Below are 25,629 nucleotides of genomic sequence, written 5' to 3' on the forward strand. Positions count from 1 at the left end.
AGACCTTTTTTGTTGCGCTCTCCGGAGTAGCAATTTAGGGTGGCCGTTATGTACTGTTTGAAATAAAACCTATATTTCTTCCACCACAAAACACACTAGAATGAAACATCTTAACTTCTTCAAGGCCTTATGCTTTTCTATGGCCTTCCTTCTTATTTCTGCAAACAGTTTTGCACAACGCAATAAAAAAGAACAAACCAAGACCGAGATAGATGACCCCTTAAAAGGGATTTCTCTCGGTACACTTAAATTCAGAAGTGTTGGTCCAGCGCTTACCTCAGGTAGAATTGCCGATATAGCCGTGAACCCTTCAAACCATAGCGAATTTTATGTAGGCGCAGCAGCAGGCGGTGTTTGGAAAACCACCAATGCGGGTACCACTTTCACCCCAATTTTTGATGGACAAGGTTCGTATTCTATCGGAACGGTAGAAATCGACCCGAATAACCACAATGTAGTTTGGGTAGGTACTGGCGAAAACAACAACCAGCGTTCCGTTTCTTATGGCGATGGGGTTTATAAATCAGAAGACGGGGGCAGCTCATGGAAAAACATGGGCTTGAAAAACTCAGAACACATTGGAATGATCGCTATTGACCCTCGAAATTCTGATGTGGTTTATGTAGCTGCTTACGGTCCGGTTTGGAGTGCAGGCGGTGATCGTGGCCTTTATAAAACCACAGATGGTGGCGAAAATTGGGAGAAAGTTTTAGAAATTAGTGAACACACGGGAGTAAATGAAGTACACTTCGACCCGAGAAATCCAGATATACTCTATGCCACAGCCCATCAAAGACGAAGAAGACAATGGACTTATTTAGGTGGAGGCCCAGAATCGGGTATTTACAGATCGATGGATGCGGGTAAATCTTGGGAAAAAATAAACCGTGGTTTGCCAGGTGTAGACAAAGGCCGAATTGGAATGGCCATTTCGCCAGCCAACCCAGAAGTTTTGTATGCCGTAGTTGAAGCGCAAAGTGGACAAGGTGGGTTTTTCAGAAGTACCAATCGAGGAGCCTCTTGGCAGAAAATGAGTAGTACTTCTTCTAGCGGAAATTATTATCAAGAAATTGTGGCCGACCCAGTACATGTAGGCCGTGTTTACCTTTTAGATACGTTTACACAAATTACAGAAGACGGTGGAAAGACATTTTCTGGCCTAGGAGAGAAAAGTAAGCACTGGGACAACCATGCCCTATGGATTGACCCAAACAATACAAATCACTTATTGCAAGGCTCTGATGGTGGTGTTTACGAATCGTTCGACAGGGGCGAAAACTGGAAGTTCTTTAGCAATTTACCAGTTACTCAGTTCTATAAAGTTTCAGTAGACAATGAATATCCTTTCTATAATATTATGGGCGGAACCCAAGATAACTACAGCTTGCATGGCCCTTCACAGACGCTCAGCCGTCATGGTATTGTGAGTTCCGATTGGATTGTAACTCAAGGTGGAGACGGTTTCGAATCGGTTCCAGACCCTGAAGATCCGAACATTATATACTCTCAGTCGCAAAATGGCGGAATCGTTCGTTTCGATAGAAAAAGTGGCGAAGCGGTGAGCATTCAGCCTAAACCAAGAAAAGACGAAAGGCAGTATAATTTTAACTGGGATTCTCCTTTAATGATCAGCCCACACGATCATAAAACGGTATATTTTGGTGGAAATAAGCTATTCAAAAGTACAGACCGTGGTGACTCTTGGGAAGTAATTAGCGGTGAGCTCGACCAAGACATTGACAGAAATTTATTGCCGATTATGGGCAAAATCTGGCCTATGGATGCCGTTGCGAAAAATGGTTCTACCTCACGATATGGCGCTGCGGTTTCTCTAGATGAATCACGTTTGCAAGAGGGCTTACTTTATGTAGGAACAGATGACGGCCAAATCAATATTACTGAAGATGGGGGAAAGAACTGGAGAAAAATCAATCATTTTTCTGGCGTTCCTGAAAACACCTATGTGTATGATTTAATTGCTTCGAAGCACGATGTAAATACGGTTTACGCAGCTTTTAATAACCATAAAAGTGGTGACTTCAACCCTTATGTGTATAAAAGTAACGATAAGGGAAAAACATGGACGAGCATTTCTTCGAACTTACCCAAAGGCGCTGTTTATGCTTTAGAGCAAGACCATATGAATGCGAATATTCTATTTGCAGGAACTGAATACGGTGTTTTTGTTTCGATGAATGAAGGTGGAAGCTGGACTAAGTTATCTGCTGGGTTGCCTGCGGCTGTGAATGTACGCGATATTGCTATTCAAGAAAGAGAGAATGATTTAGTACTGGCTACTTTCGGAAGAGGTTTTTATGTGTTAGATAATTACGCACCACTTCGAGAAATGACACAAGATTTATTGGCCAAGGACGGCCATATTTTCAAAATTAAGGATGCATTGATGTACAACACTTGGCAGCCGCTGGGCAGTTTGGGTAGTGCAGACAAAGGTTTTCAAGGCGAAATGTTTTTTGCGGCAGACAACCCCACCAGAGGAGCAACCTTTACTTACTATGTGAAAGAGGGCGTGAGTTCTTTGAAAGCAGAAAGGTCGAAAAAAGATGCGGAAGCCTTTAAAAATGGGCAAGCCATTCCTTACCCAACTCTAGAAGAACTCAAAGCAGAAGAAAGTGAACTTCCTTCCTTCTTAATTTTCACTATAAAAGATCAAACGGGTGATATTGTAAGTGAATTGAGAAGTCCGTTGAGAAAAGGCATTAGTGAAATTACATGGGATATGACTTATGCGGGCTTTGGTCCAGTGAATGAACGACAAGCGTCTGTTACAAGTAGTTTGCCTTCTTCTAACGTATATGTTGTTCCAGGCAACTATACAGTGAGCTTATCGCAAAATATAAAGGGTGAAATCAGTGAATTGGCTGGGCCGGTAAGCTTTACAGTGAAAGATATCGACAATAAAACAATTCCGGCAGATGACTGGTTAGCGATGGCAAATTTCAAAAAGAAGGCAATGGCTTTAATGCAAGCTGTTAACTCAACTCGTTCCGTATTGGGCGAAATGAATGGAAAAATTGCCAGCTATAAAGCGGCTGCCAAGGGTTTTCCTGCCAGAGAAAGCAATGAGCTGATCAAGGAAATTCTAGTTTTAGAGAACAAGGTAAAAGCCCTAAATATTGAACTCAATGGAGATTCTGACTATGGCCAATTAGATATGGATGGAGAGTACGCTACAAGCCAGCGGGCGCAAAATGCAGTGTATGATATTTTTGGTTCTACCTCTAATGTTACGGGAACAGCCAAAACCAATTATGATATTGCTGCCGATGAGTTTGCTCCAATTTTACCAAAAGTGAAAGCTTTGGTGAATGAGTTTACCAGAATGGATGGAAAGTTGGATCAACTAGGAGCACCACTCACATCAGGTAGACTCCCCAACTGGAAAAAACAATAGCTAAAATACCATGAGGGGCATATTTAATATGTCCCTCAATATTATATTTCATATATTTGACTGTTCTGTTTTTTTAGAACCGATCCTTTACCTCACACCCTCTCCAATAACATTTGTTTTTTGATGGACTTTGATGTTTTTAGTCAAGTTCAGTACCGAACCCTATGGCTAGCGGAATGCAATAGGTCTGTTATGGAGTTTTTAATGTTTGGAAGTAAAATGCTTATTTCTGTATTCCATCAGCAGCTATTGTGGCTTGAATGTAAATTTGTTCACTGTTTGATTTTATATACTTGTTGAAAATATAATGCCCACTATTACAATATTTCATATTTTCACGTGTCGTTCCATTTAACCGATTTGAGGCTAACTATTACCATACTATTTGCGCTGCTTACCGGTCCTAGTTATTCTCAGGACTTGGTGACTGTGGCAAGTACTTTTTTGAATGACAACAAGTATATAGAGGCTAAAGAAACTATAGATGAGGTTTTTGAAAGCCCCGATGGAGATAAAAGCGCTAGAGCTTGGTATACCAAAGGCCGCATTTATCATGAAATTCTCAATAGCGATGCCCCTGAGTTTCGCAAATTTAAACCAGACCTAAAAGACTTTGCCGGTGAAGTAGCCTTGTGCTATAATAAAACCAAAATACTTACCGAGCCGACAGACAATCTTTATCGGCTTGCAAACAATCAATTGGAGATTCTTTGGGCTTATGGAATAAATAAAGGATACAAGGATTATCAAGAACTGAAATTCGAATCAGCAACAAAGTATTTTGAGATGGCACAGGCCGTTATGCCACAAGATACCACAGCCTATTTATATGCAGGGTTAAGTGCCCAAAACGCCCAAAACTATCAGCAAGCCATTAAATATTATCTGGCGATGAAATCTTTTACCAGGTTAAGCAAAACAGTTTATAACAGCCTGATTAGTTGTAAACAGGCTATGAATGCCCCGCTTGAAGAAAGGCTAGATATGATTGAAGAAGCGCTTTTTGAGTACCCCGATCACCTGCCTTACATTGCCGAAGAGGTAAGAGCGCTAATTAGGTTGAATAAATTTGAAGAGGCTGAATCTCGATTAAATACCGTTCTCAACCGCATTCCGAATAATTATGAATTGAGATTAAGGCGTGCCGATCTTTTTGATCGCATTTTTAAAGACGCTTACGCTAATGGATTGCCAGAGCGTTCGGAAAAATATTTCGAGATGGCTTCTGAAGATTATGAAATCTACCTCGATAAGTACCCCAAAGATTTTACCGCCAATTACAATTACGCGGTAATGATTAACGAACAGGCCAATCGAGTATATGACCGAATTAATTTAATGAGCGAGGAAGAATACGTTATTAGCGGAAAAAATACAGAAGAAGTAGGCCATAACTGGACGAGAAAGGCTTTGCCTTATATGGAAATGTGTAGAAAAATTAAGCCAGATGACCCAGGAACAATCCGTGCACTTAAGGTTTTCTACGAACGCCTGAAAATGACAGATAAGCTTGCAGAACTGAATGGAAAGGGATAATTAAAATGATTAAGGTAGTTATAGCCTCTCAAAACCCGGTAAAAATTAAATGTACCGAAAAGGCATTTCAGGAAGTATTCAAAAATGAATCATTTATTTTTTCAGGAATAAATGTTCCCTCCAATGTGGCAGACCAGCCAATGACTGATTCAGAAACCCTTGAGGGAGCAAGAAACAGAGCAAAGAATGCGCAGTCTGCCGATCCCAAAGCAGACTATTGGGTTGGAATAGAAGGAGGAATTTCTGAAACAAAAGCAGGCGAAATGTTAGCCTTTGCATGGATAAGCATAATTTCTAATGACCAAAAGGGCGAATCTAGAACTGCCACCTTTACTCTTCCACCAAAAATTGTAGAACTAATACATCAAGGAATAGAATTGGGTCTGGCAGATGATATGGTGTTTAAGCGATCTAACTCTAAACAGTCTAATGGTGCGGTGGGTATTCTAACCCACGATTTGATAGACAGATCGGAATATTACAGGCCAGCCATAGTATTGGCGCTAATTCCTTTTATCAACCCAGAGCTTTATTGACTAAGCTATCAAAGAAAAAGGCCTTATCTTTTACAGACAAGGCCTTTCGCTATTTCTAAATCTAATACTACTTATTTAAACTCTTTTGGTTTTCTAGGCATTTTAGCGTCCATGTTAGCAGTTTGCATTACTAAAGCGGCAATGATTACTGCGTTCTTTTTCAAATCAACTTCTTCTAAAGCTTCAAATACATCCATATTAGTATGGTGTGTTCTTGTGCTATAAGCAATTGGATCTTGAATAAACTGGAAACCAGGTAAGCCAATACCGTCAAACGCAAGGTGATCGGTACCGCCTGTGTTGTTTACTGTAATTGTGCTTGCTCCTATATCGTGGAAAGGCTTGAACCATTCTTCGAAAAGACCTTTAGTAGCCTCGTTACCTTGTAAGTAAATTCCTCTAATGGCTCCTGTTCCGTTGTCCATGTTATAGTAAGCAGAGAAGTTCTGGTGAGCTGCATTAGGCTTTTTGTCTGTCATGAATGTGTTTTGAGCATAATTTCTTGACCCAAAAATACCTTGCTCTTCACCACTCCAAAGAGCGATTCTTACTGTTCTTCTTAGCTTTACGCCTGATTCTTTTAAGATTCTCATCGCTTCCATCATTACAGCTGATCCGGCAGCGTTATCAGTAGCGCCTGTTCCTGCAAACCAAGAATCGAGGTGAGCACCTAACATAACTACTTCATTTTTCAATTTAGCATCAGAACCTTGAATTTCTCCTAATACATTATATCCTTTGGTATCATTCTTCAAGAAGCGAGTTTTAGTTTCTGCTTCAACCATTACTTTTTCGCCTTTTTGTAGCAAACGAACCATTCTGTTGTAATGCTCAGGTGCCATTTCCATTTCTGGAAGCGCGCTATCATCATTTCTCGATCCGTTTGAAGTAAAGAAAGTTCCTTGGCCTCCACCGCGGCTAGTATTCAAAATCATTGCAACGCCTTCTTCTTTTAACATGGTATAGGCGGCTCTTCTTAGGTTAGAAGCTCTTCTGAACTCAGACATTCTGCTGGCACTGAAGTTTCCACCTCCTCCGCCACCTCTTACAGTAACTTTAGTAAGGCCTTCTAATTCTTCTTCTGTATACCTGTGTGCATCGGCTTCAAAACCGTTTTCAGCATTAATTGTAGTAGGCATTAAAACTACTTTGCCTTTAAGGTTGCCTTTGTATTTGGCTAGGTCTTCTTCAGAATTGATCTCAACATAAACCACTTCTGCCGTAATTTCTTTTCCAGTACCAGGTGTCCATGCTTTTGGAATTGCAATCATGGCTTGGTAATAAGGAACAGTCATGGCAAGGTAGTTTTTGTCTACTTCCCATCCTGGACCAAAATCGCCCCAAGCTTCAACCTTAACGTTTGTTAGGCCCCAATCTTTATATTTTTGTGATGTCCAGTCATAAGCTTTTTTCAAACCTTCAGAACCCGTAAGTCTAGGCCCAATTCTGTCAGTCAAGTTCCAAGCAATGTCCATTACCTGACTGTTATTGAATCCTTCATCTTTGATTTTGTAGATAGATTCGTAATCTACTTGGGTGTTCTGGGCTAGTGCTTGCAGCCCTAAAAATAGAAACCCTAATACTGCTGATATCCTCATTTGTTTAAGTTTTAATTTAATGAGGAAGGTAGCTAATCTTACTTTTAAAATCTTTCTAAAATATACCGATGGGCAATAAAGTGTTCAATCGGGTTATTTATCCCTCATACTGTTGATTTGGGTAATAAATGAATTAAGGGCTTGATTCCAGTTTTCTTTGGCGTCCCATTCACTTCCTAAAAAAGCAATATTGGTTCGGGTGTCGCGTAAAAAGAATTTTATGAGCACTCCCGTTTTGTTTTCCTTACGCTTTTCAAAAGGTAAAAAGGTGTAGACATTTTGGGCGTTGGCTTCAATATAATGAAGCACATAATCTACTCTGGCGCGTCTTAAATCAGCATCGGTTTTGTTTTCAACATTTATAATTTGGAACAAAGTAGAATCACTGGCAACTAAAGCTTCGAAGGAGTTTTTTCGGTTTAAAAGTTCCTTTTTAAAAGCGTTTGCCGATGTGATGGCTTCAATGCCCAAAGCCTGCGGATTGGGTTGTGCAAACGGGTCTGTTTCTATTTGGGGAATAGCAATTTTTTTGCCTTCAAACGCTTTAGGTAAGGTAATATAGGCTTGTTTAAAACCAGAAACAGTAGGCTCAAAAAATTCTGCTGAATTACTTAGAAGAAGGTTTTCTTTCGGAAATTCATCGCTCTTTAATCTTGTGGTTAATTCACTGAAAACACTTTTTAAATCGTTCGTTCTTCTTAACCAAAATATAGCTCCTTTATCATAAAAACTGTTTTTTCCATTGAATGGGCCCATGCCTAACAGAAAATCGTTTTCTGGGTTCAGAACGGTAAGAAAAATAAGATTCTTAAAATCTCGTCTTAAAATAAAGTCTGGAATTTGCTCTTCCATTCCGCTAACGGAGCTAAAGCTGTTGATTTGGAAATATGCTGCGGCATCAATACCCACCTCGGCAAAAAAGGCTTGCAACTCATCCGCTAATTTCAACCTTTCCTCTACCGACATACCCTTTGGTACATCCATTAATACAATTGACTTAGTACTTAGAATATCTTGCGGAGGATCGTAAGCCTCATTCATGTGAAGTAAGGCAGACAACGTAGCATTCGTTCCCTGAGCGTTCAGTGGCGAGCTGCCGAGTAAAAGCAGTAAAAGAAAATTATATATTATGACCTTCAAAACTTACTATTCAATTCACTAAGTTTAACCTGAAAAGAACCGAAATATTGAATGTTCGATTCATTTTCGTTCGAACTTAACCAAATAAAAATGAAAAAGCATATCCTCCACCTTGCCCTTATTGTCTTATTTGTTGGTGCGCCAATTAGCGCTTATTCCCAAAACGATCTGGATACAGAAATCATGTTAGAAGATTTAAGAAAACTTTCACATGATGCTGCTGAGGGCAGAAAAACTGGAACCAAAGGTGCTGAAGCCGCCCGTCAGTTTATCATTAAACAAATGGATGCCGTTAATCCAAAAAGTTTGGTGAAGGGCTACCGCCACCCATTCACTTTTGTGAGCCGAGGAGATACCATTAAGGGCGAAAACATTATAAGCTATATTCAAGGAGAGTCAGATTCTGCTTTTATTATTACTGCACATTACGATCACGTTGGGGTGAGAAATGGTGAGGTATTTAATGGCGCAGACGATAACGCTTCTGGAGTAGCAGCTATGCTCGCCATGATGGAATATTTTAAAAGTAATAAGCCAAGACACACATTGTATTTTGCTGCGCTAGATGGCGAAGAAATGGGGCTGCAAGGAGCGAAAGCCATTTTTAATGATCCTGAGTTTCCTATCGAGAATGTAATTTTGAATGTTAATATGGACATGATCAGTATTAATGATAAAAACGAGCTTTATGTAGCAGGAACCCATTTCTACCCTAAGTTTAAATCCATTTTGGAAAAGGTAGAGGTGCCGCCATTGAAATTACTTTTTGGCCACGATTCTCCAGATTTGGGTAAAGACGATTGGACGATGCAGTCGGATCATGGGGTTTTTCACAAGAACAATATTCCCTTTCTTTATTTTGGTGTAGAAGACCACGAGCATTATCACAAAGGCACTGATGAATTTGAAAATGTAAATCAGGCATTTTATATAAAAGCCGCACATGCAGTTCTTTACTCTATTATAGAATTGGATAGAAATTTAAACTAAGCCTATGATTAGCCAGCTTATATCGCACATTTGGAAAAAGGAATTTCGCTCGCCTGTTTGGGCAAAGAGCCTTCTTACTAATGTTTTCTTAGGTTTTGCGGCCCTAATGATGTTGGCCTACGTGCTGATTGCTGGTGTGGCAATGGACAAACTTGTTAGGGAGTTCTTCCCTGATAATGACCCGCTGGTTTTTGTGAATGGCTTTATTCTCTACTATTTTCTGGTGGAGTTTATGCTCAGGTTCTTTATGCAGAATGTGCCTGTTTTAGAAATTCAACCCTATTTACACCTGCCAATTAGAAAAGGGAAGATCATTCACTTTATGTTTAGAAAGAGCCTTTTTAGTGCTTTCAATCTGTTGGCTGTTTTGCTTTTTCTTCCTTTTTCTATCATAAGAGTTGGGGCCGATTATGGGGCGGTAAGTGCTGTAGGTTGGCTGGCCTCAATTGTTGGCCTTTCTATAACGCTGCATTTTGTGGTCATCCTCTTTAAAAAGAAGATGAATGACATCCCTAATTTATTTATCGGCCTTCTGGTTTTTGTGGCAGCTTTAGCTGCACTCGATTACTTTAATCTGGTTTCGTTTTCAGATTTATCTTCTGCCGCTTTTGGCTTTATTGTGGAACAACCAGCTTTGGGCGCCATTCCCGTAGTATTGGCCTTTGTGTTTTACAGGCTCAACTACAATTTCTTGGTGAAGAATACTTACCCAGAGGAATTGGCCATTAAAAAGGAAGAAAAGGTAACAGGAGATTTCGGGTTCTTAAAACAATATGGAAGAATTGGTGAGCTTATTCAGCTTGAACTGAAATTAATTTTACGCCACAAACGCCCAAGAAACACTTTGATCATGAGCGGGGTATTGCTACTCTATGGATTGATTTTTTATACTAATGATGCCTATCAAGACATGCAGTTCATCTTCATGTTTGCGGGCGTATTTATCACGGGTATTTTCTTTATCAATTATGGTCAGTTTTTGTTGAGTTGGGAGAGCGGCTATTTCGATTTTATTCTGACCAGAAGGGTTACTTCTAGGCAGTTTATAGAATCAAAATACTGGCTGTTTGTGGCTACATCTACTATTGCATTCGTAGTTTCACTGGCCTATGGCTATTTCGGATGGAAGATCGTTTTGATTAACCTTGTCGCTTACTTGTTCAACATTGGCTTGAACGTGTTCGCTGTAATGCGATTGGCCATGTTCAACCCGAAAAAGATTGATTTAAATAAAGGAGCCGCCTTTAATTATGAAGGCGTGGGCGCAGCGCAATTCCTCATTATGATTCCTATGATGATTTTGCCCTACATACTTTACGCTCCATTTTTAATACTCGGTTACGAAAATTTAGGGCTGGTTCTAACAGGTTTGGCTGGGCTCATTGGCTTCTTATTCCGTGATAAAACGCTGAATGCCCTCACCCAGTTTTTCATTAGCCGAAGACATAAATTTGCTGCAAGTTTTAGATCCCAATAAACCATTAAGATGATTGACGTAAAAGCACTTTCGAAAAGTTATAAAGGAGTTGAGGTTGTCAATATTCCTGAAATGCATATTGCCAAAGGCGAAAGCTTTGGCTTGGTTGGAAATAATGGTGCGGGAAAAACCACTTTCTTCAGAATGATTTTGGACCTGATTAGACCCTCGACAGGCGAGGTGCTTTCTAAGGGCGAAAACGTTCAGAATAACGAAGATTGGAAATACTATACAGGCTCATTTTTAGACGAATCCTTCCTTATAGATTACCTAACACCAGACGAATATTTTGAATTTATTGCCTCATTGCACAATTACTCAAAAGGTGATTTGCAGGAGTTCTTAAGCCAGTTCGATGATTTGTTTAACGATGAAATCAGAGGGAAGAAAAAGTACATTCGCGATCTATCTAAAGGAAACCAAAAGAAAGTAGGCATTGTGGCGGCCTTAATGGGCAATCCTGAAATCATTTTGTTGGACGAACCTTTTGCTAACCTTGACCCCACAACACAAATTCGTTTGAAGGTAATTCTTAAAAAGCTGAAGGAAGAAAAGGATGTTACTTTACTCATTTCTAGCCACGACTTAAACCACGTTACCGAAGTTTGCGAACGCATTGTTTTGCTCGAAAGGGGGAAAGTTCAGAAAGATATTCAAACGAGCGAAACTACTTTAAAGGACTTGGAGGAGTACTTTACGGCTTAAACCGAATTGAAAATGCTCGATGAATTCATCCTCGTAATAAACGAGGATGAGATTGGAATACAGAAAGTAGCTTTTTCATTAATTTTCGTTTTTCAAACTCCTATTTAGCAAAAATTTGGCTGGTGTCTTTAAAGGCTTTGAACTCTAAAGCATTTCCGCTGGGGTCGAGAAAGAACATGGTAGCTTGTTCGCCTACTTGGCCTTCGAAACGGATGTAAGGTTCAATTACAAACTCAGTTCCGTGGGCTTTCAGCTTGTCGGCTAAGGTGTGCCATTGCTTCCATTCTAAAATGGCTCCGAAATGGCGAACGGGTACATTTTTACCATCTACAATATTAGCATGCGCTTGGGCCAATTCTTCCGGTTTTACGTGTGCACTCAATTGATGGCCGAAGAAATTAAAGTCGATCCATTTATCGGTAGAGCGGCCAATTTCGCAGCCCAGTAAGTCGCCAAAGAAAGATCGGGTAGATTCGATGTCCTTTACGGGAAAGGCCAAATGAAAAGGAGTGTTCATGTTGATGTTTTTTTAGACAAATTGAGCATTTATGATTTGTTGTGCAAATTCCCTTAACCTCGTTTGCAACGAGGTTGCTGCACAATGCTGGAATGTAAATGGGTTGGCCGTGTATTATTTCGTTGTGTTTGTTGTTTTAGATCGCATTAGAAATGCTTTTGTAGACCCTTCTCGTTGCAAACGAGAAGGAGAGAGCCCACGCTCACTCAACCTCGTTTGCAACGAGGTTGTTAGACAAAGCCAAAGCTAGAAATGGATTAGTGAAAAAATAACCGCTTTTTAGGAGTGTATGGCATCACAATCGGCTGTACTTGTTGATATAAACCGCATTAAAAATGCTTGAGTAGTTCCTTCTCGTTGCAAACGAGAAGGAGTGAATTATCTATTGGCTTGCAAGAATAGATTATATTCCGTCACATTGTTTTGGGCTTTGGTCACATTTATTTTTTGAAGCAGATACCGAGCGGTATTCTTGGGTATGGAAAAGAGAGAAATTAGACTTTGTAAAATCGAAAAATGGATGGCTATCAGTGTTATAGCTGTTATTTTGTTATTCATGGCAACAATTGCCGCTTCAGAGTTCTATGAGTATAATAGAACATGGAGGTTTGGTTTATATCAGGTATCAAGGGTCTTCTTCGTTGCTACTCTGTTTTTTTATTTGCGTAAGCTTTTAGAATCTGGTTACCTAACTACTTTGACTTCTTGGAGATTCTATTTTAAAGTGTTTATACTTTTAATTTTAGGCGCGTCTATTACTGCCTTGCTTAGCTATTACTCTAGTACACAATTTTACGACCATGTTTTATCTGGATTAGAAAGGAAGGAATCTTCTTTTATCCCTTTTATGTTTGATAGCACAAGATTTAGCTTTGATCAAGAGGATGCTTCTTTGGTTCACTTTATTGGACACGCGTATTTTTTCTTTCAAGGATTATGTCTGATTGTAATCTACTTTTTCTTGAGAAGAATTTACGTGATGCCTAGCGCCTCAGCCCAGCTGAAAAGATATCTTACCCCGTTTAAATCTGAGCTAAGAGCAATAGTTGTTTTCTGGTTTACGATTACTTTATTATACGTGTTTAGTAATTTAATCAGAATGCAGCTATCCGGTATTCCATATTCCTTTTCCTCTTATTTCTATACTATACCATTTTTACAAGCAATTATATTAATGGTATGTTCAGCTATTAACGTTCTTTGGTTGTATGCCTCAAAAGACTTACGTACGTTGATACAGCGGATACCTTTGGTTGTTTTGCTGGCCACTATTTTGAGTTTTTTGTTAACCTTATTAGCAACCTCCTATACCTCGTTTGGTAGTGACCTTCAAAACATTGGGTTTACTGTTGATCAGCTTTTTATAATTTTAATTTTATCTCAAGTGTTCTCAATAGTGTATTTTGTTTTTAGAAGGAAAGCAATTACTAGAAGTGGCCAACTAATTTTGGACGTAGAACATTCCAAATCCGAACTCTCCCTGCTCAAATCTCAAATCAATCCGCACTTTTTGTTTAACTCTTTAAATACGGTGTATGGTTTGGCGCTAAATGAGGAAAGCCCAAAAACGGCCCATGCCGTGCAGCGACTAAGTGAGATGATGCGTTTTATGCTCCACGAAAACCACGCTGAGAAAATTCCTTTGCAGAAGGAAATTGATTACCTCCGTAATTACATCGAACTTCAAACTTTGCGAATTTCACAAAAAGATCATTTTCAATTGGAAGTAGATGTAGCGGAGGGTTGCCAAGGAGAAATTACGCCCATGGTGCTGATTCCGTTTGTTGAAAATGCTTTTAAACATGGGGTCAGTTTTCAAAAACCCTCTTGGGTAAAAATAAAATTAACTTGTAATGCGGAAGAGGTGCATTTGAATGTGCAAAATAGCGTTCACAAACATGCAGAAGATCCTGAAAAAAGTAAATCAGGAATTGGGCTGGAGAATGTGAGAAAGCGTTTGGGCATTCTTTATCCTGAAAAACACCTATTTCAAATTTATGAAACGGAAGACAGCTTTGAGGCTAACATTAAAATTACCTTGATATGATCAGAGCCATTGCCATAGATGACGAACCGATTGCGCTAGACATTATCGAAAGTCACGCCAATAAAATTCCGTTTTTGGAATTGAAAGCGAGCTTTACCAATGCCTATCAGGCCCTTGAATTTCTAAAAACCAATTCGGTTGACTTGCTGTTTTTGGATGTGAAAATGCCGGATATCTCTGGAATGGATTTTCTGAAAAGTCTTTCGAAAGCGCCTTTGGTCATCTTCACCACGGCTTATCAGGAATACGCGCTGGAGAGTTATGACTTTCAGACCGTAGATTACCTGCTAAAACCCTTCGATTTTGGAAGGTTTTTAAAGGCGGTAAATAAGGCCAGCGACCGACTGGAACAAAAGAATGATCAGCATCTTTTTCTGAAAACGGGTTATGAATATGTGCGACTTGAAATAGCGAAAATCAAATACGCCAAGGCCGAAGGCAACTATGTAAAGTTTGTAACGGAAAACGAACAAGTTCTCAGCCGAATGACAATGCAACAAGCTGAAAACGCACTTTTACCTCATGGCTTTTTAAAAACCCACCGCTCGTTTTTAGTCAATAAGACCTTTATCAATAAAATAGAAAAGCATCAGTTAAGTATCGGTAGCGAGATAATTCCCATTAGCAGCATTTACTATCAGTTGTTGGTGGAGGCTATTGCTTGAGGATCAAAAAAACTGTTATTATCTCTTTTGGTAATTATAAAAAATATAAATCTCATCTTGTTTTCGTAGATTAGACTGCTTCTTACCAAAACATTTTGAACGTATGAGACTACATGAGATTATCGAGCAGCTTAACTTTAGAGAAAAGAACTCTTTTTTAAAGATCATCAATGAGTTAATTCCGATATCAAAAAACCGAAACGCAATCGATAAGATTATCTCGAGTTCGGACGGTGAATTAAAGAACTTGGATAGCGTCTTAATCAGTGAAGTTTTCGAATATATAGAAAGTGATTTTGAGAGATTTCTTCGAAATGAGTTCCTCGATACATCTTCGCAATTCGACTTATTGATTGATATTGTCAGTCGTGACGGTAATGCTATAATGAATAGGGAGTGGTTTTATTCGCTTTATTCCAAAGAAATTAAAGAGTTAAAGAAGAAGCTTAAAGTTTTACAATCTGAAATGACTTCGGGTAATTCAAACATTGCTCCAGAACGACTTCGAGACTATAGAATCTATCAGGCTTGTGTGAACGTTGCGTATCAAAATGATTTAGCTAATAATTCTGATTCCAAAATCACTTCTGATGAGTTGAGCATTTTAGTTACTCTTACTAAAGAGCTTGCTTTGTCACAAGAAGAGATTAGGCTTATCAATTATCTGGTAATTCCTATTAGTCAAAAAGACGTTCAAGAAACGATTGATGAGTTGAGAAATAAAGGGGTTTTATTCTACTCTCAGAAGCAGAATAAAGTCTTTATTGCAGAAGAAGTTGTTAGAGTGCTAAGAGCTGTCAGAGGAAAAGAAGTTGCGGATAAACACTTTAGAAGAACTTTAAAAACCTTACTCGATTCCCAAATTAATTTAGTCTGTAGAAAACACAACATTGATTGGAAACTAAGCAGAGATCAGAAGATTAGACTAATCATAAAAGAAGGTTTAAGTTTTACTAAAACGCTTAGCGAAGACATATTCAAACCTGATCTTAACCTTACGGATAGGAAAAAAATAATCAATGGAATAGCAGAGAAGCTCAACATAGCCAATTTTGGAGGAAGCACCCTTGAAGCAAAACTGGAATTAATTATTGATTACTTTATTCATTTAGAAAAAGAAGAAAAGCTAGGGATTTCGACTGATGGTTATGAACGCCTTATGATAGATTTAGGGAGCTCCCTAAAAAGCATAAATAAGCAGCTTAAGGAAGAGTTTGAATTGAGTGAAGAGAACGTGCTTTCTGGAAAATACTTATTGGACTATAATATTAAGCCTAGAGATGTTCTGGATATTTTAGATGAGGATTCTATTTCAGCTTTTTGTAAAGAGCATAACATATCTACAAGAGGAGATGAAATCTCAAATATTCTGAAAGCATATCAGGATTTGGAGAGTCTATACATTGAAAACTATCACTTGATTGGAAATAGAGATTTAAACGCTCTTAAAGAAAACGGTCTTCAAATTAAGGAAGCTGATATTGGTTTGAAGTTCGAAAACTTGACTGCCAGTATTTTGGAGAATTTAGGCTTTAGTATAGATAACCATCTGAAACGACAGATTAATAATAAGAAGAACCAAATTGATATTTTGATCAACCTCGGTGACAATAATATTATTTTAGTGGAGTGTAAAACCAGTAAGGAAAACTACACCAAGTTCAGCAGTGTGTCTCGTCAGATCAAAGCTTATAAAGAGTTAACTCAAAGTGCTGGATATTCAGTGATAAAAACCTTGTTGATTGCTCCTAATTTTAGTGATGAGTTTGTCAATGATTGTCGAGATGATTTCGAACTGAACCTATCATTAATAGAAGCTAAAACTCTTCTGAATATCTTCTTGGCCTTCAAAGAGTCAGGCTTAAAGAAGATCAATCAAAACTTATTTATGAGAGATGTTTTAATTCAGGAAGAACTGGTTTTAAAAGGTTTGAAGAGATGAAAAAGTACGCGAAATCAGATCATTTCTGGAAGCGTTACCACCTTTAGTAAGCTTAACGTGTCTAATTAAGAAAAAGGAAATTACGTTCTCCGAATGCATAATAAAGACCCTTCGGTAAGTTATCATGTTATCCTTAAATAAATTATGCACTATGAAACCCTTACCAATACTTTTAGTGCTCATTTTGGTCTCGTCTTGTCATAGTCAGGATGAACAACCAATAAATGACTCCATATTTGGAGTCTGGCAACTTGTTGGACGGTATGATGGTGGTTCTGCTCAACCCTATCAAGCGTTGGAGAATGGGTATATGATTACCTTCAAAACAGACTCAACACTTATCACTGAAGAGCCAACACTAGGGTGTTCTGTTGATCAGGTTGATGGTTCTTTTCAAACAAGGAAAGTTGAAAAAGGAGCAGAGCTCACCATGCAATTGAACTGTGAAGATAAAGAGCTGAGTTTGGTTTTTTACTATGGAATTGATGCTGAAGGTTACTTAGTTACTTCTCCAAAAGAATCATCTTGCGATGAAGGTTGTTATTCAAAGTTCAAGAGAATAAGTACTCCGAAAGCTTCTGATTGAAAGCTAAATCCTGAACTCATCACATCATAATTAATTAAAAAATGAAAAATTTATTTAGCGCATTCGTAATCTTGTTATTGCTCGGTTCATGTGGTGAAAATGATATTGACAACACATATACTGATTACATCAAAGGAACATGGCAATTGGTGGAAATATACTCAAGTAATGGTGGGGCTGGTCAATGGTCTTCCGTAGCAGACGGCTACACTTATACATTCTTAGAGGATAATATTGTAATTGCCGACAAATTTGAGTGTGAGGGAACCTATCAGTTTAGTGATGATGGTCGTTTAACTATCACCTTTAGTTGCCCAGATAATCAGTTTAACCTGACCTATAAAATTGAATCTAAAGATAACCTTATGGTCTTAACACCAGATCCGAGTCCATGTGATGAAGGCTGTGCTGAAAAATTTAAAAGGGTAACACCAGATTAAGGAGTCAACCATATGGTTGAAACGATGAAATAGTAAGTGAAATTAAAAAGGCAACTTTCCTAAATCAACATTACCACCGCTAATAATGATGCCTACTTTTTGGCCCGCAAACTGGGCTTTGTTTTTTAACAAGGCAGCAAAAGGCACAGCGCCAGAAGGCTCCACCACAATTTTCATTCGCTCCCAAATCAGGCGCATGGCATCAACTATTTCCTGATCGTTTACTACTAGAATTTCTTTCACCAGTTTCTGAATAATGGCAAAATTCTTATCGCCCACGGTCACCAAAAGGCCATCCGCAATGGTATGGGCGTTTGTATTGGGTACTATCTCTCCTTTCTGCATCGAAAGAAAAGTATCCATTGCACCTTTCGGTTCACCCGCAAAAACTCTGATTTTTGATTTTAAATAGTGAGCCGCCAATGCGGTTCCAGCCAACAACCCACCACCACCTACTGGCGTCATCATAACTTCCAAATCAGGCTGGTCTTCCATAAACTCTATGGCCGCAGTGCCCTGCCCTTCGATGACCTTATTATCGTTATAAGGAGAAACATAAGTAGCCCCAGTTGCTTCCATAATCTTATTTGCCGCAGCTTCGCGAGCCGTTTGCGTAGGTTCGGAATATGTGATTTCTGCGCCATAGCCCGCTACTGCTTTCTTCTTTACCTCTGGTGCGGTGTTGGGCATTACAATGTAAGCAGGAATGCCGCAGGTTTTGGCCGCCATGGCCATGGCCTGTGCGTGGTTTCCCGAACTGTGTGTTACCACACCCTTCGCCCTTTGTGCCTCTGAAAGCGAAAGCACAGCGTTTAAACCTCCACGCGCTTTAAAAGCTCCAATCTTTTGAAGGTTCTCGCATTTGAAATATACCTCGCAGCCAGCAATTGCATTGATACTTTCCGAAGTAAGAATCGGTGTGCGATGAATGAACGGCTTTATGCGTTCGTGTGCTTCGCGAAGCTCTGCTAAACTGATTGGTAATTCCATAGTGGTTTTAAATATGGTAAAAACCCTCCAAAAGTCGATGCTTTGATATGCTCAGAATTTATTAAAAACAGCTGAACTGTGTACTTGAACTTTTGGAGGGTTGAGTAAAATAAACAAACTATTAATGCGCTTTCAGCCAGTTGTCGCCTACACCTACTTCTACTTCCATAGGAACAGAAAGCTCAATGGCCGATTTCATTAATGCTGGAATCCGTTCTTTCATTATTTCAAGCTCGGGTTTGTATACATCGAAAACGAGTTCATCATGCACCTGCATGATCATTTTTGATTGAAGCTTTTCTTTCTTCATCCAATCGTGAATGCTAATCATGGCTACTTTAATCATGTCCGCAGCACTGCCCTGAATTGGTGCGTTAATAGCATTACGCTCTGCATGGCCACGACCCACCATATTTTTAGAATGAATGTCGCGCAAGTACCTTCTTCGGCCTAAGATGGTTTCTACATAAGTGAACTCGCGCGCTTTGTTCACTTGGGCATCCATGTATTTTTTCACACCAGGAAATTCGTTGAAATAAGCCGTAATAATTTGCTGTGCTTCGGTGCGGCTAATGCCAATGTTTTGCGCCAAACCAAAAGCTGAAATGCCATAGATCAAACCGAAGTTTACTTCTTTGGCTTTTCGCCTCATATCACGGTCGACTTCTTCTAACGGAACGCCAAACACTTTGGAGGCTGTGGTAGCGTGAATATCTCGCCCGTTTTTAAAGGCATCCATCATGCTCTCATCTTCGGCAAAAGCGGCTACAATCCGAAGCTCTATTTGCGAATAATCCGCAGCCAAAAGAATGTGGTCTTCGGAACGAGGAATAAATGCCTTTCTGATTTCACGCCCCTTTTCGGTCCTGATCGGAATGTTTTGGAGGTTGGGGTTATTGGAGCTCAAACGCCCTGTAGCCGCCACCGCCTGACGGTAATCGGTGTGCACCAAACCATCAATTGGGCTGATCATTTTTGGAAGCGCATCTACATAAGTAGACTTCAGTTTTTGGTATTCCCTAAACTCCAAAATGATGCGCGCAATGTCATGCTCTACCGCTAGTTTCGAAAGAATATCTTCGCCTGTAGCATACTGACCCGTTTTAGTTTTCTTCGGTTTTTCAATCAACTTCATCTGATCGAAAAGGATTTCGCCCAACTGTTTTGGCGATGCAATATTGAATTCACTTCCAGCCAATTCGAAGATTTGAGTTTGGGCTTTTAAGCTTTCCTCTTCCAGTTCTTTCGACATAGCGGCTAATGCATCTGTATCGATTTTTACGCCATTGTATTCAATGTCGGCCAATACGTTTACCAAAGGAATTTCAACCTCATCAAAAAGCTTGGTCACTTTGTTTTCTTCCATCATAGGGGCAAAAACTTGCTTTAGCTGGAAGGTGATGTCGGCATCTTCACCCGCGTATTCCGCTACTTTGTGAATGTCGACATCTTTCATGTTGCCTTGTTTTACTCCTTTTTTACCGATGAGTTCGGTAATCGAAACTGGCGTATAATTGAGGTAATTTTCGGCCAGCACATCCATATTATGGCGCGTGTCTGGGTCGATCAAATAATGGGCAATCATGGTATCGAAGATTGGCCCTTTTACCTCAACACCGTAATTCTTCAAGATCTGAATATCGTATTTCGCGTTTTGCGCAATCTTCAGAATGGCTTCATTTTCAAAAACAGGTCTGAATTCCTCAATAATGGCTTGGGCTTCTTCGCGATCTTGTGGGGTGGGTACGTAATAAGCTTCCCCTTTTTTGTATGAAAAGGCCAGCCCAACCATATTGGCTTCAATCGGTTCTAAATTGTCAGTTTCCGTATCGAAGCAAAGCTCTTTTTGCACCATCAAGTACTTGATCAACCGCTTTCTTTTTTGAGGCGTATCAATCAAATGATAATCGTGCTCGGTGTTGGCTAATGTACCTTTTTCCGAAGTAATAGGTTCATCTGGTCCGTTGGAAAGGGTTGGTGTAGCATCGCCAAAAAGTCCCATTTGTGAAGTATTGGCAGCCGCTTTTGGCTTGGATGCTGTTGGAGTAGCAGAGGCTTCTCCCAAAATTCGTTTCAAAGTGGTACGAAATTCTAGCTCTTCAAAAATCTCCGTCAGCTTTTCTTTATTTGGCCCTTTGTATTCCATCGTGGACGAATCAAAATCGATGGGTACCGTAGTGCAAATTCTGGCCAATTCTTTCGATTGCAAACCTTGGGCGCCAAACTCTTCTACACGCTCCTTCAGTTTTCCTTTTAGTTCATGTGAATGTGCAATGATGCCCTCTACAGTGCCATAATCCTTCAACAGTTTTGAAGCTGTTTTTGGACCCACACCTGGTATTCCAGGAATGTTATCTACAGCATCACCCTGCAGCCCGAGCATGTCTACAACTTGATCAATTCGTTCTACATCCCATTTCGCCAATACTTCTGGAATTCCCATAATATCTACCCCGTTACCCATAAATGCAGGCTTGTAGAGGTATACATGTTCTTCCACCAATTGGCCGTAATCTTTGTCTGGGGTCATCATAAAAACTTCAAAGCCTTCGGCAGAAGCTTTTTTGGCAAAAGTGCCAATTACATCATCGGCTTCATAGCCATCGAGTTCTAACACTGGAATGTTAAATGCCCGAACAATGTCTTTCACCAAAGGAATAGCAACACGGATATCTTCAGGTTGTGCATCGCGGTTGGCTTTGTAGAGAGGGTAATCTACATGCCTAAAAGTTGGGGCTGGGGTGTCGAAAGCCACAGCAATGTGCGAAGGTTTTTTCTTATCAATAATCTCGAAAAGACTATTGGTGAAACCAAAGGCGGCTCCTGTGTTTAATCCTTTTGAACTAATTCTTGGGTTTTTACTGAAGGCAAAGTGGGCACGATAAATCAATGCCATGGCATCCAGAAGGAAGAGTGTTTTTTCGGGTTTACTCATTCAATAAAGGTAAGTAATCCGAGTACTTAGGGAAACAGAATTTTGATTAATTATGTGCTAAAAAGCTGGGTGAACAATTTACTGACCTAAAGAAGTGCTGGCCACCAAATTAGGTTTATGAGCAATTAGGCCAAGCGTGAAGTTGAAAACGGCATCTTGCTTATTGATTAAGTCTGTATAGGTTTTCTTAACCGCGAAATCAGGAAACACACCACGACCTATTTCGTTTCTGTCTCCTTTATTCTGGAAGGTTTCTGAAATTACGGGCACTTGAACCATTAGGGCAGAATTTGGCAAGCTATAATTCAAAAGCATATTGGCTGTTCTGCCTGCGTTTGCACCTCCCGTTTCTTCACCAACAAGAATTACATTATCCAATTGACCCAAAATTCTAGCGAAATCGGCAGCGGCAGAAAAGGTCTTTCCTGAGGTAAGCACATACACTTGGCCTTCGAATTTCAGGTCTTTTAAATCGAAGCCTAATTCAAATTCTTCGTGCCAATTTTGGGTGTCATTTACAAACTCTCCTTTGGCGTTTGCCGAGAAGTGTTTTTCTAAATACTGCTCTGCATTTGCAACTACTTCTTCGGAACCGACAGCACCATTGATGCCTCTTAACTGGTCTTCATGTGTAATTTTTAAGCTTCTGGTAGAAGTTGAAGATGGGTCTACCAAGTCAGTACCAGCGATCATTTTGTACAGAAAATTCAAAAGTCTACGGTCGCCACCTTCATTATTTCTAAGGTCGAGCACCAAGTTTTTGACGCCCGCCCCCTTAGAGGCAGCAGAGTATTGATCATAAATTTTCTGGAAAAACCATTCTGGACTGGCTTGGAAAGTGTTTAGGGTAAGTACTAGGGTTTGAAGGGAGTCAATTGCATCCACATGAGTAAAGTGAATGTATCTTTCGTTTGTTTGGTAAACTGGGCGCATGTAGTTGTTCGCCATCATTTGATTACCAGGAATGCCTTGAACAGCGGTGGTATTTGTTTTTCCATTTAAATTAGAAATAACATTAAACTCAGCCGAAGCACCGTATTTAAGGAAAAAATAGTAACCGAATTTCTGTTCTACTTCTCTGTATTTTTTAGTTTCTATAAACCCATCAGTTACGGTTAAGGCAGTAAGTTCTTTCAACAGTTGTTGCGAAGGAATTCCATTAATGGAAACTATTTTACTGCCTAGTGGCAAAGTTCCACCATCAAAGTCGATATAAACTTCATTGTCGATTATCGAAACAGGGTAAGGGAAGAAGTCGCTCTTTTCAGTAGCTGTTTTCAGAATCTGAGTGTCTATGGATACCGCAGTGTGACCACATCTTAACTTCTGATTTAGCTCAATAACCAAATTAGAGAAATGCTGATAGCTAATGTTTTCTGGAAGGCTGTTAATGCTTGCGTCTACAAGCTGCTTAAACTCTGCTCTTGAAATGTAGGCGTACGGATTACCGTGTTGCTCGTCAATTAGTTTGAAGTAAAAGGAAAGATCTTGTGCGGCTTGCTGCTTAGAAAGTGAGTGATCGAAACCGTTATTGGCAAAGGCAGACAGACTCAAAACCATCATGACGATGATCGAGAATGTACTTTTTGAAACCTTTATTGCCGTATTTCTAATCATTCTATTCCTGTTTTGGTCATCAGGGTGAATGATTGGATTCAATTCGTAAACCTTGATGTTCAGCGAATTGAAGATCGGCTTAAGGCCTTGTGGCTCTGTTAGCGATTTACTAATTCCAATATTTCGGCATTACCTCTATAGTATAGGTGTAACGCCTAGCACACCCTGTGTGGCAGGGTATAGAAATGAGTAAATACGAGTGGTTGAAAAACGTATTTACGTTAGTTCGATTGATGTTTGGTTCAGTAATCTGGGAAATGCAATAAGCGGAGAATCACCGCTAGGTGTTTGTTGAAAGGAATACAAATATACAGAAAAATGCTTTTCACACAATTTAAGATGTTGTTTGAATACAATATTTCGAATTTCATAGATAATTAAAATGTACCGACACACATTATTGTTTTGCACAAGTGGAGTTGTAAGATAGATTATTTGGCAATTACCTCGAATGGTGATCGTATGTTGCTGGTTTTGTGGTTTTTACGGAAAACATAGAATGCTTAAAATATTTCTTAGAAATTGACGTAATTTCAGTGCTTCAAAGAAATTTCGGTTCCATTTTGCGATTTGTACTTGCTTTTCTGACGCTTTTATTACCCCAACTTATTATGGGTCAAAGCTTTAATGGGTACATACATTCCGATTTTTCTGGGATTATTGGAGCGCAGTTTCAGCCTGCAAACTTGGCGGGTTCTCCATACAAGTACGACATCAGTTTAGTGAATGCGAATTACTTCCTCACCAATAACATTGCCTACATAAAAAGTACAGAAACCAATCGAGGTTTTGTTCGGTATTTAAATGACGGCCAAAGGTTTTTGCACTCAAATATTACTTTAGGGGGAATTTCAGGGATGGCCACTTTGCGAGGTGACGAGTCGATAGGTTTTACCTATCGGATGCGCGCACACGGAAGTGCCATTGATTTCAGTCCAGAGTTTATTACCCAAATGGGAAGGTTTACTCAGCCTCAGTTTTTGAACAGTCAAGCCACCAATCAATCAGGAAAATTTGCTACAGCCCTTTGGAGAGAATATGGACTTACTTACGCCAAAATTTTAAAGGATGATGGTTTTCATCGTTGGAAAGCTGGGGCCACCTTTAAGCTGATCAACCCAAGAGGAAGTGCTTTTTTGGATATTCAAGACATTAGTTACTCGACAGATAACTCTGGCAATACAGATTTGACGAATGCCGAATTGGCCTTTGGTTATTCTGCTAATCTCAACAGCTTTGAGCAATTTGATGGCACTGAAAAACTGGATCGTTTGCCTGATTTAATAGGCAACCATTTTGGGTTTGACTTTGGGCTAGTTTACGAAAGAGTAACATTTTGGGAAGCGTCAAAAGATGAGAATGGCACCAATCGTAACAGGGATATTGATTATGAATTTAAACTCAGCGCCAGCATCACGGATGTTGGAAAGATGAAGTTTCAATATGGAAGCGCTTCAACCCAAAGTATAGGTTTGTTAGGCAATGTAAATGCAGAAAATTTAGACACGCTTTTTAGCGGAATCGCCAGTTTTAGAGGAGTTGCCGATAGTTTGGCAACTGTAGCCCAAACCTCTTCCCTAAACGGAGAATACACCGTGAGTTTGCCTACCACCCTCAACCTTGGTTATGACTACAATTTTGGAAACGATTTTTATTTGGGCGCTTTTGCCAGAATTGACCTAACCAGCCTTTCTAAAGCAGATTATCGACTTAATTACCAACATAGCCTTACCATTTCCCCTCGTTGGGAAAAGGAAAAGAAAGCGATTTACGCACCATTGTACATCAATCAGCAAGGTGCTTTTCATTTAGGGTTGGCTGCCCGTTATGGGGCTTTTACACTCGGCACTCAAAGTTTAGGGTCGCTTTTGAGCAGTGAGCCCAATACAGGCAGTTTCTTCTTCAGCATCAATATCAGCCAGCTTAAAGCCAATGCCAAAAAACCTTATTGCTTTGGGCCATCTCGCGGAACTTCAATGACCAACACGAAGCGCACTCCTATCTACAAAAGGAAGAAGTGGATATTCTTTTAAGCCCTTACGTAAAAAATAAAATCACTTACTGGTGGGGCAATATCTTCTTGGCGGAGCAAAGTAGCCAACTGGCCTCTGTGGTGTGTTCCATGATTTGCTACATGGGTCATAATATCAGAAATACGGGTTTCGTAAGCATCACCTTTTGAGTTTTTGTACTCAATTACATTTTCATATTCTTCTTGAGAATAGATGAAATCTAACCATCGTTGGCTGCTTCTTTTTACCAGTTCAATGGCCTCAATTGAACTTCCTTCAGTCCAAACTTCTGGAACGTTTTCTTCAGTGTGTGTAATTCTGTCGAGCCAAATCAGCTGGGCGTTTCCAATGTGGTGGAAAAGCTTCGTGATTTTATCGTTTTTGTAGGTATTTGATTTGATCACATCGGCAAATAGATTATTCGCCCAAATATTGTATTCGAAAAGTCTGGTAAAACGTTCTTTCATGTTTTTCAAATTTA

At 39.6% G+C, this 25,629-nt stretch carries 19 protein-coding genes; 12 read left to right on the forward strand and 7 right to left on the reverse strand.

All coding sequences use genetic code 11. From position 1 onward, the window contains the following. The first annotated feature begins 100 nt into the window (after window positions 1–100). From AWW67_RS08340 to yjjX, 3 genes are all read left to right on the forward strand, one after another. Window positions 101–3,415 carry a WD40/YVTN/BNR-like repeat-containing protein gene (locus AWW67_RS08340; protein WP_062301053.1) on the forward strand — a complete coding sequence of 1,105 codons (3,315 nt, stop codon included), beginning with the start codon at window positions 101–103 and terminating at the stop codon, window positions 3,413–3,415. 360 nt (window positions 3,416–3,775) lie between these two features. After that, the gene (locus AWW67_RS08345; RefSeq protein WP_053221741.1) at window positions 3,776–4,951 is read left to right on the forward strand and encodes a tetratricopeptide repeat protein; all 1,176 of its coding nucleotides are present in this window, start codon (window positions 3,776–3,778) and stop codon (window positions 4,949–4,951) included. 5 nt (window positions 4,952–4,956) lie between these two features. Continuing rightward, complete coding sequence (yjjX, locus tag AWW67_RS08350; protein WP_062301060.1) at window positions 4,957–5,487, forward strand: inosine/xanthosine triphosphatase; 531 nt, start codon at window positions 4,957–4,959, stop codon at window positions 5,485–5,487. 71 nt (window positions 5,488–5,558) lie between these two features. Here yjjX and AWW67_RS08355 read toward each other — a convergent pair whose 3' ends face one another. Then, complete coding sequence (locus tag AWW67_RS08355) at window positions 5,559–7,085, reverse strand: M20/M25/M40 family metallo-hydrolase (protein WP_053221743.1); 1,527 nt, start codon at window positions 7,083–7,085, stop codon at window positions 5,559–5,561. A gap of 93 nt (window positions 7,086–7,178) precedes the next feature. Continuing rightward, on the reverse strand, window positions 7,179–8,225 hold the full coding sequence (locus AWW67_RS08360; protein ID WP_141655408.1) for a hypothetical protein: 1,047 nt from the start codon (window positions 8,223–8,225) through the stop codon (window positions 7,179–7,181). Between the two features lie 90 nt (window positions 8,226–8,315). Here AWW67_RS08360 and AWW67_RS08365 point away from each other — a divergent pair, with 90 nt between their 5' ends. Genes AWW67_RS08365 through AWW67_RS08375 form a run of 3 tightly spaced genes read left to right on the forward strand, consistent with a single transcriptional unit; the run spans window position 8,316 to window position 11,397 of the window. After that, complete coding sequence (locus AWW67_RS08365) at window positions 8,316–9,215, forward strand: M28 family peptidase (RefSeq protein WP_071387101.1); 900 nt, start codon at window positions 8,316–8,318, stop codon at window positions 9,213–9,215. A 4-nt stretch (window positions 9,216–9,219) separates the two neighbouring features. Beyond that, window positions 9,220–10,692: a DUF5687 family protein gene (locus tag AWW67_RS08370; RefSeq protein ID WP_062301064.1), complete on the forward strand. Its 1,473-nt coding sequence runs from the start codon at window positions 9,220–9,222 to the stop codon at window positions 10,690–10,692. A gap of 9 nt (window positions 10,693–10,701) precedes the next feature. Beyond that, window positions 10,702–11,397 (forward strand): ABC transporter ATP-binding protein, encoded by a 696-nt coding sequence (locus tag AWW67_RS08375; RefSeq protein WP_062301066.1) that lies wholly within the window; start codon window positions 10,702–10,704, stop codon window positions 11,395–11,397. A gap of 100 nt (window positions 11,398–11,497) precedes the next feature. On the opposite strand, the gene AWW67_RS08380 is transcribed toward AWW67_RS08375, so the two are convergent. Next, the gene (locus AWW67_RS08380) at window positions 11,498–11,914 is read right to left on the reverse strand and encodes a VOC family protein (protein WP_375596903.1); all 417 of its coding nucleotides are present in this window, start codon (window positions 11,912–11,914) and stop codon (window positions 11,498–11,500) included. Between the two features lie 556 nt (window positions 11,915–12,470). Here AWW67_RS08380 and AWW67_RS08385 point away from each other — a divergent pair. From AWW67_RS08385 to AWW67_RS08405, 5 genes are all read left to right on the forward strand, one after another. Next, window positions 12,471–13,961: a sensor histidine kinase gene (locus AWW67_RS08385; RefSeq protein WP_260311377.1), complete on the forward strand. Its 1,491-nt coding sequence runs from the start codon at window positions 12,471–12,473 to the stop codon at window positions 13,959–13,961. After that, entirely contained in the window at window positions 13,958–14,626 is a 669-nt protein-coding gene (locus AWW67_RS08390) for a LytR/AlgR family response regulator transcription factor (protein ID WP_062301071.1), read from the forward strand. Before AWW67_RS08385 ends, AWW67_RS08390 begins: the two co-directional genes overlap by 4 nt. 103 nt (window positions 14,627–14,729) lie before the next feature. Continuing rightward, a complete protein-coding gene (locus AWW67_RS08395; RefSeq protein WP_062301074.1) occupies window positions 14,730–16,568 on the forward strand; it encodes a hypothetical protein in 1,839 nt (612 codons plus the stop codon). A 151-nt stretch (window positions 16,569–16,719) separates the two neighbouring features. Next, window positions 16,720–17,154 carry a hypothetical protein gene (locus AWW67_RS18870; RefSeq protein ID WP_141655409.1) on the forward strand — a complete coding sequence of 145 codons (435 nt, stop codon included), beginning with the start codon at window positions 16,720–16,722 and terminating at the stop codon, window positions 17,152–17,154. 41 nt (window positions 17,155–17,195) lie between these two features. After that, window positions 17,196–17,594, forward strand: coding sequence for a lipocalin family protein (locus AWW67_RS08405; protein WP_062301078.1), 399 nt, complete (start codon window positions 17,196–17,198; stop codon window positions 17,592–17,594). A 42-nt stretch (window positions 17,595–17,636) separates the two neighbouring features. Here AWW67_RS08405 and AWW67_RS08410 read toward each other — a convergent pair whose 3' ends face one another. From AWW67_RS08410 to AWW67_RS08420, 3 genes are all read right to left on the reverse strand, one after another. Then, entirely contained in the window at window positions 17,637–18,584 is a 948-nt protein-coding gene (locus AWW67_RS08410) for a pyridoxal-phosphate dependent enzyme (protein ID WP_062301081.1), read from the reverse strand. Between the two features lie 121 nt (window positions 18,585–18,705). Further along, window positions 18,706–21,519: a DNA polymerase I gene (gene polA, locus AWW67_RS08415; RefSeq protein WP_062301083.1), complete on the reverse strand. Its 2,814-nt coding sequence runs from the start codon at window positions 21,517–21,519 to the stop codon at window positions 18,706–18,708. 78 nt (window positions 21,520–21,597) lie between these two features. Continuing rightward, window positions 21,598–23,136, reverse strand: a complete 1,539-nt coding sequence (locus AWW67_RS08420) for a S41 family peptidase (RefSeq protein ID WP_141655410.1) — start codon at window positions 23,134–23,136, stop codon at window positions 21,598–21,600. A gap of 611 nt (window positions 23,137–23,747) precedes the next feature. On the opposite strand from AWW67_RS08420, the gene AWW67_RS08425 reads away from it, so the two are divergent. Then, on the forward strand, window positions 23,748–25,169 hold the full coding sequence (locus AWW67_RS08425; RefSeq protein WP_062301086.1) for a DUF5723 family protein: 1,422 nt from the start codon (window positions 23,748–23,750) through the stop codon (window positions 25,167–25,169). On the opposite strand, the gene AWW67_RS08430 is transcribed toward AWW67_RS08425, so the two are convergent. Further along, window positions 25,166–25,615, reverse strand: coding sequence for a DinB family protein (locus AWW67_RS08430; RefSeq protein ID WP_062301088.1), 450 nt, complete (start codon window positions 25,613–25,615; stop codon window positions 25,166–25,168). The genes AWW67_RS08425 and AWW67_RS08430 overlap by 4 nt on opposite strands. Between the last annotated feature and the right edge of the window lie 14 nt (window positions 25,616–25,629).

The organism is Roseivirga seohaensis (genome assembly GCF_001592945.1).
Taxonomy (GTDB): Bacteria; Bacteroidota; Bacteroidia; order Cytophagales; family Cyclobacteriaceae; genus Roseivirga; species Roseivirga seohaensis.